The organism is Rhodococcus sp. MSC1_016 (genome assembly GCF_023667485.2).
Lineage (GTDB): Bacteria > Actinomycetota > Actinomycetes > Mycobacteriales > Mycobacteriaceae > Rhodococcus_F > Rhodococcus_F oxybenzonivorans.
The window spans coordinates 6,374,897-6,391,068 of sequence record NZ_JAMOZI020000001.1; the positions used below are offsets into that span (position 1 = coordinate 6,374,897).

Below are 16,172 nucleotides of genomic sequence, written 5' to 3' on the forward strand. Positions count from 1 at the left end.
CAGCAGTCGAGAGATCCGGTGCACTTATGACGACGGACGCGAACTCCACCAAGCTGGAGCGGGTGGTCATCCGCTTTGCCGGCGATTCGGGTGACGGCATGCAGCTGACCGGGGACCGGTTCACCTCGGAGGCGGCGGCATTCGGCAACGATCTCGCCACGCAACCGAACTTCCCCGCCGAGATTCGTGCGCCGCAGGGCACGTTGCCCGGGGTGTCGTCGTTCCAGATCCAGATCGCCGACTACGACATTCTCACCGCGGGTGATCGCCCCGATGTGCTGGTGGCAATGAATCCGGCCGCGTTGAAGGCGAACCTGCCCGACCTGCCGCGCGGCGGGATGATCATCGTCGACATGGACGGGTTCACCAAGCGGAACCTGTCGAAGGTCGGGTACGCGGCCAATCCGCTCGAGGACGATTCCCTCGCGGACTACACGGTGCACCCGGTCCCGATGACGACGCTGACGGTGGGCGCGGTACAACCTGCGGGCCTGAGCCGAAAAGACGGTGAGCGGGCCAAGAACATGTTCGCGCTCGGATTGCTCTCGTGGATGTACAACCGGCCCACACGCAGTATCGAGCAGTTCCTGCGCACCAAGTTCGCGGCGAAACCCCAGGTTGCGGAGGGTAACCTCCTCGCCTTCACGGCGGGGTGGAATTACGGGGAGACGACGGAAACCTTCGCCACCACCTATGAAATCTCGGCCGCGACCCTGCCGCGGGGCACCTACCGTCAGGTGACCGGCAACACCGCGCTGGCCTACGGGGTGGTGACGGCGGCGCAGTTGGCCTCGCGCGAGGTGTTCCTGGGTACCTATCCGATCACTCCGGCGTCGGACATCCTGCACGAGCTGAGTAAGCATCGAAACCTGGGTGTCACCACCTTCCAGGCGGAGGACGAGATCGCCGGTATCGGGGCGGCCCTCGGGGCGTCGATCGGCGGGGCGCTGGGGGTGACGAGCACGTCCGGGCCGGGCCTGGCGCTGAAGAGTGAGGCGATCGGGCTGGCGGTGATGACGGAGGTGCCATTGCTGGTGATCGATGTGCAGCGCGGTGGGCCGTCCACCGGACTGCCGACCAAGACGGAACAGTCGGATCTGCTGCAGGCGATGTACGGGCGCAACGGTGAATCGCCCGTCGCGGTGCTGGCGCCGCGGTCACCCGCCGACTGCTTCGACACCGCCGTCGAGGCCGCGCGGATAGCCCTCACCTATCGCACTCCGGTGCTTCTGCTCTCCGACGGTGCCATCGCGAACGGCAGTGAACCGTGGGCTGTTCCGAATGTGGCGGACATGGACCCGATCGACGTGGACTACGAGAAGGCGCCTCCGTCGGAAGGGGTGTTCGCGCCCTACGCGCGCGACCCGGAGACGCTGGCCCGCGCCATGGCGGTGCCGGGCACCACCGGGCTCGAGCACCGGATCGGTGGGCTCGAGAAAGCCGACGGCAGCGGTGACATCTCCTACGATCCCGCCAACCACGACCTCATGGTCCGGTTGCGGCAGGCGAAGATCGACGGCATCACCGTCCCGGATGTGGTGGTCGACGATCCGTCCGGTCAGGCGGAGTTGCTGTTGATCGGGTGGGGTAGTTCGTACGGTCCCATCGCTGAGGCGTGCCGCCGGGCCCGGCGGGAGGGGAAGAAGGTTGCCCGGGTACACCTGCGACACCTCAACCCCCTGCCGTCGAATCTCGGTGCGGTGCTCCGCAGTTATCCCACAGTGGTGGCACCCGAAATGAACCTGGGCCAGCTGGCGATGATTCTGCGGTCGAGGTACCTCGTCGACGTGCAGTCGGTCACCAAGGTGCAGGGTCTCGCATTCCTCAGCGAAGAAATACACAGGGTGATCGACGCGGCGCTGGCGGGAACGTTGCGCGAACAGGAGCTGGCCAAGACCTCCGACGCGCTCGCTTCGGCCACCTATCGGACGAACCGCCCCCGGCAGGAGGAACCGGCGTGACCCAGATGATCAACCGCATCGGGAGGACTCTCGGGCTCAGCGCGACCGCGGACGTCCCACACACCGATGTAGCGCAGAAAGCCAAGGACTTCACCACGGACCAGGAGGTGCGGTGGTGTCCGGGTTGTGGTGACTACGTCATCCTGGCCACGATCCGCAGTTTCCTGCCGGAGCTCGGCCTGAAGCGCGAGAACATGATGTTCGTCTCCGGCATCGGATGTTCGAGCCGGTTCCCCTATTACCTCGACACGTACGGCGTGCACTCGATCCACGGCCGTGCCCCGGCCATCGCGACCGGGCTGGCGGTTACGCGTCCGGACCTGTCGGTGTGGGTGGTCACCGGTGACGGTGATGCCCTCTCCATCGGTGGCAACCACCTGATCCACGCGTTGCGGCGCAACGTCAATCTGACGATCTTGTTGTTCAACAACCGGATCTATGGCCTCACCAAGGGCCAGTACTCACCGACGTCGGAGGTCGGAAAGGTCACCAAGTCCACCCCGCTGGGGTCGGTGGACCACCCGTTCAACACGTTGTCCCTGGCGCTCGGTGCCGAGGCGACGTTCGCGGCACGCGCCCTGGACTCCGACCGCAAGGGCCTCACCGAGGTGTTGCGTGCGGCCGCGGCGCACCGGGGCACGTCGTTCGTGGAGATCTTTCAGGACTGCCCGATTTTCAACGACGGCTCGTTCGACGTGCTCCGCAAGGAGGGTGCGGAGCAGCGGCTGATTCCGTTGACACACGGAGAACCGATCGTTTTCGGTAACGCCGGCGAATACTGCGTCGTGCGTGCCGGTTTCGGTCTGAAGGTGGTCGAGACCGCCGATGTCGACCGTGGCGAGATCGTCGTGCACGACGCCCACACCGATGATCCCGATTACGCGTACGCCCTCTCGCGGCTGTCCGACCAGGACCTCACCCACACGGTGACCGGCGTATTCCGCAGCGTTGTGCGCGACACCTACGACGATGCGGTGCGCAGGCAGAACGACCTCGCCCGCGAGAGGGATCCCGTAGACGAGGGCTCGCTCCAGCGGCTTCTGACCGGTCACGACACCTGGACCGTTTAGGGCGTGTCTGCTAAATCGCGAGGCGAAGATGGTTCATGGTGGACAGGTGACTCGTTCAGGTGTGATTTCCGATGACTTGTGGGAGGTGCTCGCGGAAGTGATGCCCACGTCGTGTCCGCGGCGTGGTCGGCCATGGAACGACCACCGCGTGACACTCGAGGCGATCTGCTGGCGGTTCCGGACCGGTTCCCCATGGCGGGATATTCCCGACGAGTTCGGTGCCTGGCAGTCGATCTGGGAACGACACAAGCGCTGGTCGATCGACGGAACCTACGAGGCAATGTTCCGCGCCGTGCATGCGGTCCGTGATGTCGACGATGAGGCGTTGGCGGCTCTGGTCTCGATCGACTCGACCAGCGTGCGTGCCCATCAGCATGCGGCGGGTGCTCCAGCTCCCAGATCCACAGGGGGCTGAGTCGAATTACACGTTTGCGGGCGAGCCCACCGATCACGCCCTGGGACGGTCCCGAGGCGGGTGGACGACGAAGATCCACGCCCTCATCGACGGCACCTGCGCTCCGGTCGCCCTGTTGCTGACTGCCGGGCAGGTCGGCGATAACCCACAGCTGGCGCCGCTGCTCGAGATCTATCCGGATCGGCACGGTGGCACGATGCGGTTGCTGGCAGACAAGGCGTACTCCCATCCTTCGACTCGAAACTTCCTGCGGGAAAAGCGCATCTCGCACACGATTCCGGAACGATCCGATCAGATTGCACGACGGAAGGAGAAAGGTTCCCGAGGCGGGCGACCACCGGCCTTCGACCCGGCGCTCTACCGACACCGCAACACCGTTGAGCGGGGTTTCAATCGACTCAAGCACTGGCGCGGTATAGCCACTCGGTATGACAAGTACGCCATCACTTACCTCGGTGGCGTACTCCTCGCCTCAACAGTCACAACGCACCGTCTGCGCAATTAGCAGACAGAACCTAGGCGGTGACGGGCGCAACCTCGGCGCGGAGGGCGACTCGTGCGCGCGGTACGAAGAACGTGACGAAGGCGCCCAGTACGGCAATGCCCGCGAACACGGAGAATGCGACCTGGCTGCTGATCCCTGCACTGATGAGCGCGCCGCCGATGAGGGGTCCGAAGATTCCGCCCAGCCGGCCGAATCCGGCGCACCATGCCACTCCCGCAGCGCGGGCGGAGGTCGAATAGTAGTTGGACACGAAACCGTAGATCAGCACCTGAGTTCCGATCGTGCCCACTCCGGCGACCGCGACCGAGGCGAGCAGCACCGGGAGTGGGAATCCCAGGGTGAGCACCACCAGCGCGACCGCAGCGAGGAAGAACGTGGTGGCCACGACGCGCTGAGGGCCGATACCGTCGGCGATCTTGGAGGCGATCAGACCGCCGATGATGGCGCCGCCGTTGAGGACCAGCAGGAAGGACAGTGACCCCTTGGCGTTGAAGCCCGCGTCTCCCATGATTTTCGGCAACCAGGTGTTGAGTCCGTAGGTGAGGAGGAGACCGGAGAAGCTCATCACACCGAGAAGTCCTGTCGCCCAGGCATACCGTCGGGTCATGAGGGCTGCGAATCCGACCTTCTCGACCGATGCGTGTTCGAGGGCGATCTCCTCTGGGTCGGGCATGGGGATACCCGTGTGTTCGGAGATGCGGCGGGCCTTGTCCTCGTGCCCGCGTGCGACGAGCCACTTCGGGGACTCCGGCAGCTTCATGAGGGCCAGTGGCAGCAGCGTGACGAGCGGGAGTGCGCCGATCCAGAACAGGCCGCGCCAGCCGATCGCGTCGCGGAGCACTATGGCCAGCAGAGATGCGAGTACACCGCCGGCGGGTACTCCGCTGTAGACGATGGCGTTGTACAGATTGCGTTTTCCGGGAGGCGCGAATTCGGCGACCATCGCGCCCACGGTGGCGACGAGTCCGCCGACACCGATCCCGGTGAAGAATCGGAGCAGTCCGAAGGTGGTGATGCTCGTGGCAAGCGCCGCGAGTCCCATACCTACGGAGAACCACACGATGTTGATCAGCATCATCCGGCGGCGGCCGAGATAGTCGCCGATGGCGCCCGACGCCAGCGCGCCGACCATCACACCGACGAGGGCGTAGGAACCGAGCGCGCCCGCCTGGGCCGGCGAGATCGCCCCGAGTTGTGTGGGGTCGTCGAGCAACATCGGGAGGATGGTGCCGTAGACGACGAGGTCGTAGCCGTCGAAGACGATGGCGATGGTCGCGAGTGTGACGATCCAGGTGACAGCCCTGCGATGTCGGAGGCTTGCCCAGCTGTCGGTCGTGGACGGGTTCATGACGATCTCCGCTCGGGAAGTGTGACGGCGAGCCGGATTGCCCGCCGATGAGGCGGTGGAGATATGTGGGGCTGCTAGCCGAGGTCGCCACCGGCGACGGGCAGTACCGAGCCGGTGATGTAGGAGGCCTCGTCGGAGGCGAGGAAAAGGATCGCAGCGGCCTGTTCGTCGAGGGTGCCGTACCGCTTCATCAGCGACGAAGAGACGGTCTGGTCGACGATGTTCTGGTACCACGCCTTCTCTTGCTCGGATTCGGTACCGGGACCGCGTGGGACGCGGCGCGCCGGTGCCTCAGTTCCTCCGGGAGCGGTGGCCACCACGCGGATTCCGTACTGTGCCACCTCGAGCGCGAGCGACGCGGTGAGAGCGTTGACCCCGCCTTTCGCGGCTGCATAGGGCACCCGATTGACTCCGCGGGTTGCAACCGACGACACGTTGACGATCGTGCCGCTGTGCTGCGCGATGAGATGCGGCAGTGCGGCGCGGCACGTCCACAGCGTCGGGAACAGCGACCGCTGCACCTCCGCGGCGATCTGTTCCGGCGTGTAGTGCTCGTACGGTTTGGTCCAGATCGTTCCGCCGACGTTGTTGATCAGCACGTCGATCCGGCCGTGCTGGGCGCGGGCATCATCGATCGCGTCCTGCGCGTCGGTGAACTGTTCGAGGTCCGCGGTGATGCTGTGTGCCTCGGCCCCTTTCTCCCGCAGTTCCTTGGCGACGTCGTGGACGAGTTCGGCGCGGTCGACGAGGACGACGGACGCGCCCTCATCGGCGAGCCGGGTTGCGACGGCAAGCCCAATTCCCTGTGCGGCGCCGGTGACAGTGACGGCCCTGCCGTCGAACCGATTCGCGTAGAACGCCGGCCTCATGCGACTGTGCTGTTCTCGAGTGCCATGCGGGCGTCGAACTGCGCACCCGACTCGGACAGCGGCTGGTGCTCCTCGCCGATCTCATGCTCGGGCACAGCGGATTCGGGCGTGTCGGCCGGTCGCGGTGCGGGCGTCTCGGATCCGTGGGGGGTCGCCGCGTTGTTGAACTTCTCGAAGTAGAAGTTCGCCGGCGTGATCCCCTCGGACTTCAGGTGGTCGCGGACGGCTTCGACCATGGGCGGCGGCCCACACAGGTACACGTCGACGTCACCGTCGTTCAGATGCGCCGGTTCGAACAGCCCGGTGACGTATCCCTTGTTCGGCGCGCTGCTCGCCGGATCGGACACGCAGTAGTCGAATGTGAACTGCGGCAGCGACTTCGTGTATGCCTCGAGCTTGTCCAGCTCCACCAGGTCCGCGTCGGACGAGACTCCGTAGACCAGGTGCACGGGGTGGTCGGCGGCGTCGGTGCGCATCTTGTCGAGGATCGACAGCAGCGGAGCGAGCCCGGTGCCGCCGGCGAGTAACAGGGCGCGGCGCTTCTGCTCGCGGAGGAAGAAGCTTCCCATCGGGCCGGTGAACTCGAGTGTGTCGCCGACCTGTGCGCGGTCGCGCAGGTATTCCGACATCAGGCCGCCGTCGGTGATCTTGACCAGAAACGACAGTTCCTCGGACGTGGGCCCGGCGCTGAACGAGTACGAGCGGGTCGCCTCGGTCCCGGGCACGGTGATGTTGACGTACTGCCCTGGGAGGAACACCAGATCTTCGCGGTTTGCGATCTCGATCGTGAACCCGATGGTGGTGTCGGAGAACCTGCGGATCTCCGTAATCGTCGACGAAAACGTGCCTGCGGCGGTCTTGGCGACGTCGGAGGTCGTCGGGATCTGCAGCACCAGATCGCTTTCCGGCATCATCTGGCACGGAAGGCAGTAGCCCTGCTCCGCCTCGTCGTCGGTGAGTGCTTCCTCGATGTAGTCGCCGCCGTCGTACGTGCCGGATTCGCAGAGCGACTTGCAGGTGCCGCACGCCCCGTCTCGACAGTCGAGGGGGATGTTGATGCGCGCGCGGTAGGACGCGTCGGCGACCGTCTCGTCGCCGTCACACTTGATGAAGCGGGTGATCCCGTCCTCGAAACTCAGTGCAACTTGGAAAGTCATGAAAACCAGCTCGATTCGCGAAGAATGGGGAAGAAGATCAGATGTGATAGATGTCGACCACGTGGTGGATGTAGTCGTTCTTGAGCACGACCTTCTTCTTCAGGATCAGTGGCTGCTCACCGGAGAAGTCGATGGTGTAGAACGAATTTCCGAAGTACGTGTCGACCGTGTTGTAGCGGAAATAGAGCGTGAACCAGTTGAACCGGACGTCCACGACCTCGCCGCGGCGCTCGGTCACCTCGACGTTCGAAATGTTGTGACCGGTACGCGGTTCCGGCAGGCTCGTCGCGCTCGACCTGTCCGTCTTGATGCGGAACACCCGATCCTCGATGCCGCCGCGGTTGGCGTAGTAGATCAGGGAGATTTCGGTCATCGGGTCGGTGGTCAGTTCACCGTCGTCGGCCCATGCAGGCATCCAGAACTCGGAGTCGGGGTGATAACACTCGATCCACTTCTCGAATTCGCGGTCGTCGAGGTAGCGGGCCTCACGGTAGAGGAACTGCTCGATATCGTTTTGGGTGACGGTGTTTTCGGCTACTGCAGTCATGTAACTTTTCTCCCTCAGCGGTTGTTCGCAGCAGCGGCAGCGTCGGCGTCGAGTGCCTTGGTGAGCGCCTGCACCCAGTACCCGTGCTGGATCGGGTAGAGGCCCTCGTCCTCGGTCTTCACACCACTGGAGATGGGATTGATGCCGATCCTCTTCGCACCCTCGTCGGGGCCCTGGAGTTGGTGGGTGACACCACGGCTGAGATCGTTGAACGGTGCGGCGGCGGCCTGGTACGTCTTCTGGCAGGAGCGGAACTCCTCGAGATCATCCGGGGTGGCCATGCCGGTGGCGTTGAAAAAGTCTTCGTACTGGCGGATGCGGGTGGCACGTGCCACCCGGCTCTCACCCTTGGGCGCGATGCAGTAGATGGTGACCTCGGTCTTGTCGACGGAGATCGGACGGAAATGCCGGATCTGCGAACCGAACTGGTCCATCAGGTACACATTCGGGTACAGGCACAGGTTGCGGGACACCCCGATCATCCAGTCGGCGCGGTCCTCCCCGTACTCGGCGACGAGTTCGTCACGACGCTCGTTGAGGGGACGGTTGGCGGGGTCGGCCCACTTGGTCCACAGCAGCAGGTGCCCGTTGTCGAACGAGTAGTACCCGCCCTGCTGCTTCGACCACTTGCCGGCGTCCATCGCCTTGGTGGCGTTGGTGGATTCGCCCGACTCACGACGCGAGGTGGTCGCGGCGTAATTCCAGTGGGTGGCGGACACGTGATAGCCGTCGGCGCCGTTCTCGGTCTGCAGCTTCCAGTTACCGTCATAGGTGTAGGTGGACGCACCGCGCAGCACCTCGAGGCCCTCGGGTGACTGGTCGACGATCATGTCGATGATCTTCGTGGTGTCACCGAGGTGTTCTTCGAGCGGCGGGACATCGGGGTTCAGGCTGCCGAACAGGAATCCGCGGTAGTTCTCGAACCGCGCGACCTTGGTGAGGTCGTGGGAACCGTCCTTGTTGAACTGTTCCGGGTAGCCGGCCTCGCGCGGGTCCTTGACCTTGAGGAGCTTGCCGGAGTTGTTGAACGTCCAGCCGTGGAACGGGCAGGTGAACGTGGTCCGGTTGTCCGTCTTCCGCCGGCAGAGCATGGCGCCGCGGTGGCTGCACGCGTTCACCAGGGCGTTGAGTTCGCCCTCCTTGTTCCGGGAGATGACGATCGGCTGACGGCCCATGTACGTGGTGAAGTAGTCGCCGACGTTCGGGATCTGGCTCTCGTGGGCCAAATAGATCCAGTTGCCCTCGAAGATGTGCTTCATCTCGAGTTCGAACAGGTCCTCGTCGGTGAAGACGCTGCGTCGCACCTGGTAGCGTCCGGTTTCCGCGTCCTCGATCAGTGCGTCGGCCAGCTTGGCGCGCACGTCGTCGGACGGCGCTGTGTACAGGGTTTCAGTCATGGGATCCTCCAAGATCTCCGGGGGCTTGCGCCCTGCGAGGGCGCCCGGGTCCGGCAATGGATTCCACTCTTGCAGCCTGTGCGCTGCATCACACTAGGCATTTACCGAGTACTGCCTAGGACATGTTCGCGATGCGCACACCGGGGCCGGCGACCCCGGTGTGCGCAACGATCAGACGGCCGGGGTGAACTTCTCGCGGAAGATCCGCCGCGGAGCCATACGCCGGCGCTTGAACGCCTTGACGCCGGCGTCGACCATCGCGGGTGGCCCGCACAGGTAACCGGAATAGCCGCGACAGCTGTCGAAATCGTCGACGAATGCATCGGTGACGTAGCCGGTCCGCCCGGGCCACGTCTGGTCACTCAGGCATGGACGGTAGCGGAAGCCGGGGTGCGCGCGTTCCCACTCCTGGAACAGGTCCACGTCGTAGAGGTCGGCTTCTTCGCGCACGCCGTGATACAGATGAACCGTGCGGTCGGGCGTAGACCTAAGAGCCTGGGCTGCAATCGATTTGAGCGGCGCGAGCCCGGTTCCGCCGCCGAGCAGGATTATCGGCCCGTCGTCGTCGGTGTCGAGGCAGAAGTCGCCGAGCGGACCCACCATGTCGACGCGATCGCCCACACTCAACGGTCCGAAGATCCAGTTGTCGGTGGCCAGCCCGCCGGGTTGGCGGCGAATGTGGAATTCGAGCACTTTCGATTCACTGGGGGAGTTCGCCATCGAGTACTGGCGCCCCTGATCCGAGCCCGGCACCCGTAACTCCACATACTGCCCCGCCGAGAACTCGAGCGGACTGTCGAGAGTGACGAGTAAGCGCCGGGTGTCGCGGGCGACGTCCTCGATTCCGCTGACCGTGCCCACCAGATCCCGCAGGGCATGAACGGTCGTCGCGGGTGCCGAGTCCAGCCGCTCCACCACCGTGTCACCGCGGGGAGCGGCCTGGCAGGCCAGCGCGAACCCGGCGTCACGCTCGGCCGCACTCAGTGTGCTGTCGGGCGATCTCCGATGATCCACCGAACCCGACACGACCCGCAGTTTGCAAGTCCCGCAGGTGCCCTGGTTGCATGAGTTGGGCATCCAGACGCCGCCGCGGAGAAACGCGTCGAGGATGGCCTGATCGGGACCGCACTGGACTGTGTCGGTGCCGACGGACACGGTGTGTGTCTCGGTGCGGGTCATGGTCATACCTCCCAGGTCGTGTGCAGTGCTGTCGGGCCGCGGAAACCCCAGCCCCAGAATTCGACGTCGGCGCCGGTGTCCCGTTCGAGGTTGGGGATCGCCTCGAAGAGCTCCTCCAGCCCGATGCGGCACACGTGATTGGCGAAGTAGATACCGGCGCAGGCGTGCTGTCCGGCGCCGAACGCCAGATGGGGCAGCGGTGGGCGCGTCATGTCGTACTCCGTCGGAGCGTCGTAGACCTCGGCGTCGTGGTTGGCGGAGCCGTAGGACATCAGGACGACCGAACCCTCGGGCAGGAAGACGTCGCCGACCGTGACGTCCTTCGTGCTGATGCGGGCCGTCGCCGACCAGATCGGGGAAGTCCAGCGCATCCCCTCGGAGATGGCGCGCGGGATCAACGCGGGTTCGTCGATCACCGCCTCGAGCTGCTCCGGACGGCTGAACAGGCCGACGAGGGTCGACGCCATGGCGTGCCCGGGCTCCTGCATCGCGCCGAGCAGGAAGACGAAGAGTGTGGGATAGATGTAGTCCCGCTCCCGTACCTGTCCCTCGGGCATGCCGTCGTGCAGCCAGTGGGAGATGGCGCTGTCATCGGGATTGACGATCCAGTTGTCGATCAGGGGGTCCACGATGGCCCGGATCTCGGCCTTCGCCTCGTCGCCCTGGACGAAGCCCTCCGGATTGGTGAACTCACCGTTCTCGTCCACGCCGGCATTCGTGAAGGAGTTCGACAGCCGGTGGAACCAGTCGCGTAGCGTGTCCGAGCTGACGTCGTTCAGACCGAGCAGGTCGCCCAATGCCCGCACGCTCACCGGCTCGCAGTACTGCGACACCAGGTCGGCCTTGCCGTCGTTCTCGAACTGCTCCACGTAACGCCGGGCAATGGGGCGAACGAGTGAATCGACCCAGCGGTCCACCTCCGACGGCTGCAGAGCGGGGTCGACCATCGAGCGGAGGTCGCGGTGGATATCGCCGTTGACCCCGATCACCGCGGGGTGGCCGAACGTGCGGCCGCCGGCCTTGGTGATGATCCCCTCGAAGTCGGGGCTGGTGGCGATGGCTCGGCACAGCTCCGCAGTGGTCGCCACGTAGGAGCCGAGAACCGGGAGGTATGCCAGTGGAGCCTCGGCGCGCAACCGCTCGTACACGGGGTAGGGGTTGCGTTCGAGTTCCGTCATGGTGATCTCGTCGATCCAGGAAAGGGTCGCAGTCATGTGATTCTCCTTGTTCGGTAACAACTTTCGCTGCAACGGCGGGTGAAGGAGAATGTAGGGCCCGGCTCTCGGGCGCGTCTAGCCGATTCGCGCGACGGCTGGACGATGTGCGCGACTAGTTGTGATTGGTATCTCAGTTATCCTCGACTCAGCGGGACGGCACAGCTTCAATGGAGGTCGGAACGACGTGTGGACGAGGCAGGTGTAGGCGATGGCATCGACGATTACCGAGACTCATGACTGGGACGCGGCGTCGAGGGCGGTGGCCGGTGCGTACTTCCCGCACACGTTGACGGACCTGTCTCCGGACGGCTCCCTGAAACTCTCGATGCGTACCGTCGATTTCGGGCCGGTCACCCTCGGCAGACTGGGCTGGGGTGCGGACGTGTCGATCGCCTGCGACTACCCGGGCGCGTACGAGGTCAACATCCCGCTCTCCGGCTCCCTGGAGTCGCGCTCCCCGGTGGGCGACGTGGTGTCGCGGCCCGGCCAGGCGACGGTGTTCCGGGCGAACGAACCCACCCTGATCAGCCGGTGGAGCGGTGATTGCTCGGTGCTCGGCGTCAAGTTCGACAGCGAATACCTCGAACGGGAAGCGGATCGCATACTCGGCACCGACGTGCGCCCGAAGTTGCTGCTGCCCTCCCAGATCGACCTCACCGACGCCTCGGGCAACAGCTGGTTCCGACTGTTGAGGTCGCTGACCGCGCAACTGCGCGAACCGTCCGACCTGCTCGCCAATCCGGTAGTGGGACCGCAGCTCGCCGGCGCCATCACCGCAGCCTTCGTCCTGGCAGTCACACCGGATCAGGACGTGCGCAGGACGGCGCCGCGTCCCCGCATCGTCAAGCGCGTACTCGACGGGCTGAACGACGACCCGGCCCGCGCGTGGACGGCGGCAGACATGGCCGAGCTGGCGGGCACCAGCGTTCGCCGGCTGCAGGAAGGGTTTCGCGAGTACGTCGGGCGCAGCCCGTCCGAATGCCTCCTCGACATCCGCTTGAGCCGCGCCGACGCCGATCTGAGGGCGCGGGAGCCAGGTGTCACGGTTTCCGACATCGCTGCCCGGTGGGGGTTTACCCACGCCGGCCGGTTTTCCGCTGCATATCGTCGCAGGTACGGCAAATCCCCGTCAGAGCTCGTGCGCTTCTGACGGGGATTGCGCGTGTGTAGTTACTTGTTGCCGAAGTACGAGACGTCGTCGTTACCGATGAGGTCCGGCACCGTCCAGCCGTCGAGGTCGTACTCGGCCAGGCACTGCTCGGCCAGACCCTTCATGGAGGCGACGTCACCACGGTTCTCGGCGGCGAAAAGCAGCTCCGCCTTGACGTTCTCGTGGTTGCCGGAGTAATTCCGCTCGTAGAGTTCGTGGCGGCCACCGAACTCGGTGCCGATCGAATCCCACAGCGCCTTCATGATTTTCACGCGGTCGACCGCGGTCATGCCGTCCGAGCCGCGAACGTACTTGTCGAGGTACGGACGCACGTCGGGACTCTTGAAGTCGGCGGCCGACGACGGCAGGTAGATCAGCCCGGAGGCCACATCCTGCTCGATGATTTCCTTGATGCGGGGGTAGCCCTGGATCATGAACATGCGGTAGGTGAGGCCGTATTCGAGCTTGGGGATGACGGTGTCGCCGATCCAGGGCTCCGGGTTGCGTGCCATCGATTCGGTGAGGGACCAGAACAGGTTGCGCCAGCCGATCACTTCACCGACTCGGGTCTGCACGCCTCTGAAGCCGCCCGCTCCGGTGGCGTCGAGTGCCTTCATCAGCATGCCGGCGATGAAGTCGAGCTTGACGGCGAGGCGGGTACAGCCCTGAAAAGTGAAGCGGGGCAGGAAGCCCGACTGCGGGAAGAAGCCGTTGATCTTGTTGACGTCGCCGTACATGAAAACGTTTTCCCACGGCACGAGGACCTTGTCGAAGATGAAGATGGTGTCGTTCTCATCCATCCGGCTCGACAGCGGGTAGTCGAACGGGGTGCCCATCACCGCGGCGTTCTGGGTGAACGAGGACCGGCAGATCAGCTTCACGCCCGGTGCGTCCATCGGCACCGTGCAGATGAGCGCGAATTCCTTCTTCTTGATCGGCAGACCGTAGTGGGCGATGAAGTTGTAGTTGGTGATCGCCGAGCCCGTGGCCACGACCTTGGCGCCGGAAACGACGATGCCCGCGTCGGTTTCCTTCTCCACCTTCATGAACACGTCGCCGACCTCGTCCGGGGGCAGCTGCCGGTCGACGGGCGGGTTGATGATGGCGTGGTTCCAATACAGGACCTTCTCCTGCGACTCCTTGTACCAGCGTTCGGCGTTGTCCTGGAACGGCGAGTACAGCTCCTTGTTCGCGTGGAGGGTTCCGAGGAAGGACGCCTTGTAGTCGGGGCTGCGGCCCATCCAGCCGTACGTCATCCGCGCCCAGGTGGCGATGGCGTCGCGCTCCTTCAGGAGGTCGTCGGACGAGGTCGGCGCCTTGAAAAACGGCATGGTGACGCCGCCGTTGCCGGTGTCGGTGGGGGTGGTGACCTTGTCGACGTGCTCACCGGTGTGCATCGAGTCGTAGAGACGGGCAGTCATGCGAATGGGGTTCCGGAACGCCGGGTGGGTGGTGACGTCCTCGACACGCTCGCCGTGTAACCAGATCTCGCGATCGTCACGCAACGATTCGATGTACTCGTCGCCGGTCATCGGCCGCGACGCGAAGTTCTTCGTGCGATTTACCTCGCTGTCGGCGGCGACGTTGACCTTAGTGCGGTCGACGGCGGTGTCGGGGGCGGATTCGGTGGTGGTCATCGAGATGGCCTTTCTTCGGGAATCGGAATCAGGAGACGGTGTGGAGATGGAACGGGGTGAACGAGGTGGTGGCGTCGAACCAGCCACTGTGCGGGTCGTCCATGGAACCGTTCCAGGCGGCCGAAGCCGACGGGGCGCCGAGGTCGTGGAATGTGCTGCGGTAGAACAGCAACGGATCCTTCCCGGTGGTCTGCGCGTCGACGATCTCGCCGATGAAGATGAGATGGTCGCCACCGTCGTACTCCGCCCACGGCACGCACGACAGCGTGGCGGCCGAACCGCAGAGGACGGGGGCGGTGGGGCCGTCCGTCCACGTCGGCTGCGGCTCCTGCGGCCGGCCGGCGAAATGCAGTGCCGTGTCGACCTGGTCGGCGGCCAGGATGTTCACCGCGAAGGGCGCATTGCTGAGGTAGCGGCACGCCTTCGACTTACGGGTCAGCGTCACCTGGCACAGCCGTGGCTCGAGGGAGACGGCGGTGAAGGCGGTGACGGTGGCCCCGTGCGGTTCGCCGTCGGAGTTGCTGCACGTGATGACAGTGACTCCGCTGGCGAACTGTCCGAAAATGTTCCGGAGTTCGCGCTGTTCCATGATCGGAAGCCTCCCTTCGTGTCGGGGCGCTGGTGCGGTGAACACGAAGGTACGACCAGGTCCACCGCGCGTCGATCCGCTGTGCGAGGTGCCGATCCACTTTGCGCAGTGACTCGGATCACGGCGGAAATTGCAATCGATGGTGTCCGCGGTCACACTTGTGCCATGTCGACCACGTCCAGGTTCGTCCGTTCCGATGATTGGGACGAGGCGTCGCACGTGGTGTCGGACGTCTACTTCCCGCACCGCCTGACCCCGCTGAGCAGAGAGACCGCCAGCAATACGGTCGCGGAAGCCGTGGAGCTGGGCCCGGTGAAGATCACCCGCATCGGATGGGGAGCCGACGTGTCGATCCAGTCGGATCACCCGGGTGCGTACGCGGTAAACGTGCCGCTGTCGGGACACCTGGAGTCGGTGACCGGGAAAACCGAGGTGTCGTCGGCGCCCGGGTCGGGGACCATCTGTCCACCCGACACCACGACGCTCATCACCGACTGGAGCAAGGACTGCTCGATCATCGGGGTGCGGGTCGACCGCGACTACCTCCACAGGGAGATGGCGCGAATTCTGGCGCGACCCGGACTGCGCCTGCCCCCGCAATTCGATCTGACCAGCGAGAACGGCGCCAGTTGGTTGGCGTTGGTGCGGTCACTCCTCGATCAGATGTTGCGTTCGGACGGTGTCTACGCCAACCCCCTCGTCGCCGAGCAGCTGTCGGGGGCGGTCACCACGGCACTGGTCCTGGCAGCGATACCGGACGACGAGACGGCCGGTGCCGGTACCCGGCCGCGCATCGTCAAGCGCGTCATCGACGAGATCCACGCCGACCCCGCGCGGGCGTGGACGGCGGCCGAGATGGCCGAGATCGCGGGCGTCGGGGTTCGGCGCCTTCAGGAGGGATTCCAGGAGTACGTCGGGGTGAGCCCCCGCGACTACCTGCTCGACGTGCGGCTCGATCGTGTCCACGCCGACCTGCTCCGCGCCGACTCCTCGGCCACGGTGTCCGATGTCGCGATGCGGTGGGGGTTCACCCACACCGGCCGGTTCGCGGCGGCGTTCCGGAAGAAGTACGGGGCGGCGCCGTCGGACGTGCTGCGCGGCTGACGTCGTCTGGTCAGTCGCTGTTCGGCC

Annotated in this window: 12 protein-coding genes and 2 pseudogenes; 5 read left to right on the forward strand and 9 right to left on the reverse strand. The window is 65.1% G+C overall.

All coding sequences use genetic code 11. From position 1 onward, the window contains the following. Window positions 1-26 precede the first annotated feature (26 nt). From L1080_RS29875 to L1080_RS29885, 3 genes and pseudogenes are all read left to right on the forward strand, one after another. Window positions 27-1,961, forward strand: a complete 1,935-nt coding sequence (locus L1080_RS29875; RefSeq protein WP_250776970.1) for a 2-oxoacid:acceptor oxidoreductase subunit alpha — start codon at window positions 27-29, stop codon at window positions 1,959-1,961. 5 nt (window positions 1,962-1,966) lie between these two features. Continuing rightward, entirely contained in the window at window positions 1,967-3,031 is a 1,065-nt protein-coding gene (locus tag L1080_RS29880) for a 2-oxoacid:ferredoxin oxidoreductase subunit beta (RefSeq protein ID WP_250776996.1), read from the forward strand. A gap of 46 nt (window positions 3,032-3,077) precedes the next feature. Continuing rightward, window positions 3,078-3,951, forward strand: a pseudogene (locus L1080_RS29885) (IS5 family transposase). A gap of 10 nt (window positions 3,952-3,961) precedes the next feature. On the opposite strand, the gene L1080_RS29890 reads toward L1080_RS29885, so the two are convergent. The 7 genes and pseudogenes from L1080_RS29890 to L1080_RS29920 form a co-directional block, all read right to left on the reverse strand. Then, entirely contained in the window at window positions 3,962-5,299 is a 1,338-nt protein-coding gene (locus L1080_RS29890; protein WP_250777049.1) for an MFS transporter, read from the reverse strand. 74 nt (window positions 5,300-5,373) lie between these two features. Beyond that, entirely contained in the window at window positions 5,374-6,168 is a 795-nt protein-coding gene (locus L1080_RS29895) for a 1,6-dihydroxycyclohexa-2,4-diene-1-carboxylate dehydrogenase (RefSeq protein WP_250777048.1), read from the reverse strand. A gap of 14 nt (window positions 6,169-6,182) precedes the next feature. Beyond that, window positions 6,183-7,325: pseudogene (gene benC, locus L1080_RS29900) on the reverse strand (benzoate 1,2-dioxygenase electron transfer component BenC); the annotation flags it as partial. 37 nt (window positions 7,326-7,362) lie between these two features. Next, window positions 7,363-7,872, reverse strand: coding sequence for a benzoate 1,2-dioxygenase small subunit (gene benB, locus L1080_RS29905; RefSeq protein WP_250777047.1), 510 nt, complete (start codon window positions 7,870-7,872; stop codon window positions 7,363-7,365). A gap of 14 nt (window positions 7,873-7,886) precedes the next feature. After that, window positions 7,887-9,269 (reverse strand): benzoate 1,2-dioxygenase large subunit, encoded by a 1,383-nt coding sequence (gene benA / locus L1080_RS29910; protein WP_250777046.1) that lies wholly within the window; start codon window positions 9,267-9,269, stop codon window positions 7,887-7,889. Between the two features lie 171 nt (window positions 9,270-9,440). Further along, a complete protein-coding gene (locus L1080_RS29915) occupies window positions 9,441-10,448 on the reverse strand; it encodes a 2Fe-2S iron-sulfur cluster-binding protein (RefSeq protein ID WP_250777045.1) in 1,008 nt (335 codons plus the stop codon). Window positions 10,449-10,450: 2 nt separating this feature from the next. Continuing rightward, window positions 10,451-11,662: a cytochrome P450 gene (locus L1080_RS29920; RefSeq protein WP_159923615.1), complete on the reverse strand. Its 1,212-nt coding sequence runs from the start codon at window positions 11,660-11,662 to the stop codon at window positions 10,451-10,453. Window positions 11,663-11,873: 211 nt separating this feature from the next. Here L1080_RS29920 and L1080_RS29925 point away from each other — a divergent pair, with 211 nt between their 5' ends. Beyond that, window positions 11,874-12,815 carry an AraC family transcriptional regulator gene (locus L1080_RS29925; RefSeq protein ID WP_250777044.1) on the forward strand — a complete coding sequence of 314 codons (942 nt, stop codon included), beginning with the start codon at window positions 11,874-11,876 and terminating at the stop codon, window positions 12,813-12,815. Between the two features lie 20 nt (window positions 12,816-12,835). Here L1080_RS29925 and L1080_RS29930 read toward each other — a convergent pair whose 3' ends face one another. Then, window positions 12,836-14,452, reverse strand: a complete 1,617-nt coding sequence (locus L1080_RS29930; RefSeq protein WP_250777043.1) for a 4-hydroxyphenylacetate 3-hydroxylase family protein — start codon at window positions 14,450-14,452, stop codon at window positions 12,836-12,838. Window positions 14,453-14,480: 28 nt separating this feature from the next. Continuing rightward, window positions 14,481-15,041, reverse strand: coding sequence for a flavin reductase family protein (locus L1080_RS29935; protein WP_159923621.1), 561 nt, complete (start codon window positions 15,039-15,041; stop codon window positions 14,481-14,483). Between the two features lie 165 nt (window positions 15,042-15,206). On the opposite strand from L1080_RS29935, the gene L1080_RS29940 reads away from it, so the two are divergent. After that, window positions 15,207-16,145, forward strand: a complete 939-nt coding sequence (locus L1080_RS29940; RefSeq protein ID WP_250777042.1) for an AraC family transcriptional regulator — start codon at window positions 15,207-15,209, stop codon at window positions 16,143-16,145. The last annotated feature ends 27 nt before the right edge of the window (window positions 16,146-16,172 follow it).

What these genes read in the sequence shown, in the direction of transcription:
- L1080_RS29875 (WP_250776970.1), top strand. Translation starts at nt 27, where the DNA reads ATGACGACGGACGCGAACTCCACCAAGCTGGAGCGGGTGGTCATCCGC.
- L1080_RS29880 (WP_250776996.1), top strand. Translation starts at nt 1,967, where the DNA reads ATGATCAACCGCATCGGGAGGACTCTCGGGCTCAGCGCGACCGCGGAC.
- L1080_RS29890 (WP_250777049.1), bottom strand. Translation starts at nt 5,299, where the DNA reads ATGAACCCGTCCACGACCGACAGCTGGGCAAGCCTCCGACATCGCAGG.
- L1080_RS29895 (WP_250777048.1), bottom strand. Translation starts at nt 6,168, where the DNA reads ATGAGGCCGGCGTTCTACGCGAATCGGTTCGACGGCAGGGCCGTCACT.
- benB (WP_250777047.1), bottom strand. Translation starts at nt 7,872, where the DNA reads ATGACTGCAGTAGCCGAAAACACCGTCACCCAAAACGATATCGAGCAG.
- benA (WP_250777046.1), bottom strand. Translation starts at nt 9,269, where the DNA reads ATGACTGAAACCCTGTACACAGCGCCGTCCGACGACGTGCGCGCCAAG.
- L1080_RS29915 (WP_250777045.1), bottom strand. Translation starts at nt 10,448, where the DNA reads ATGACCCGCACCGAGACACACACCGTGTCCGTCGGCACCGACACAGTC.
- L1080_RS29920 (WP_159923615.1), bottom strand. Translation starts at nt 11,662, where the DNA reads ATGACTGCGACCCTTTCCTGGATCGACGAGATCACCATGACGGAACTC.
- L1080_RS29925 (WP_250777044.1), top strand. Translation starts at nt 11,874, where the DNA reads ATGGCATCGACGATTACCGAGACTCATGACTGGGACGCGGCGTCGAGG.
- L1080_RS29930 (WP_250777043.1), bottom strand. Translation starts at nt 14,452, where the DNA reads ATGACCACCACCGAATCCGCCCCCGACACCGCCGTCGACCGCACTAAG.
- L1080_RS29935 (WP_159923621.1), bottom strand. Translation starts at nt 15,041, where the DNA reads ATGGAACAGCGCGAACTCCGGAACATTTTCGGACAGTTCGCCAGCGGA.
- L1080_RS29940 (WP_250777042.1), top strand. Translation starts at nt 15,207, where the DNA reads ATGTCGACCACGTCCAGGTTCGTCCGTTCCGATGATTGGGACGAGGCG.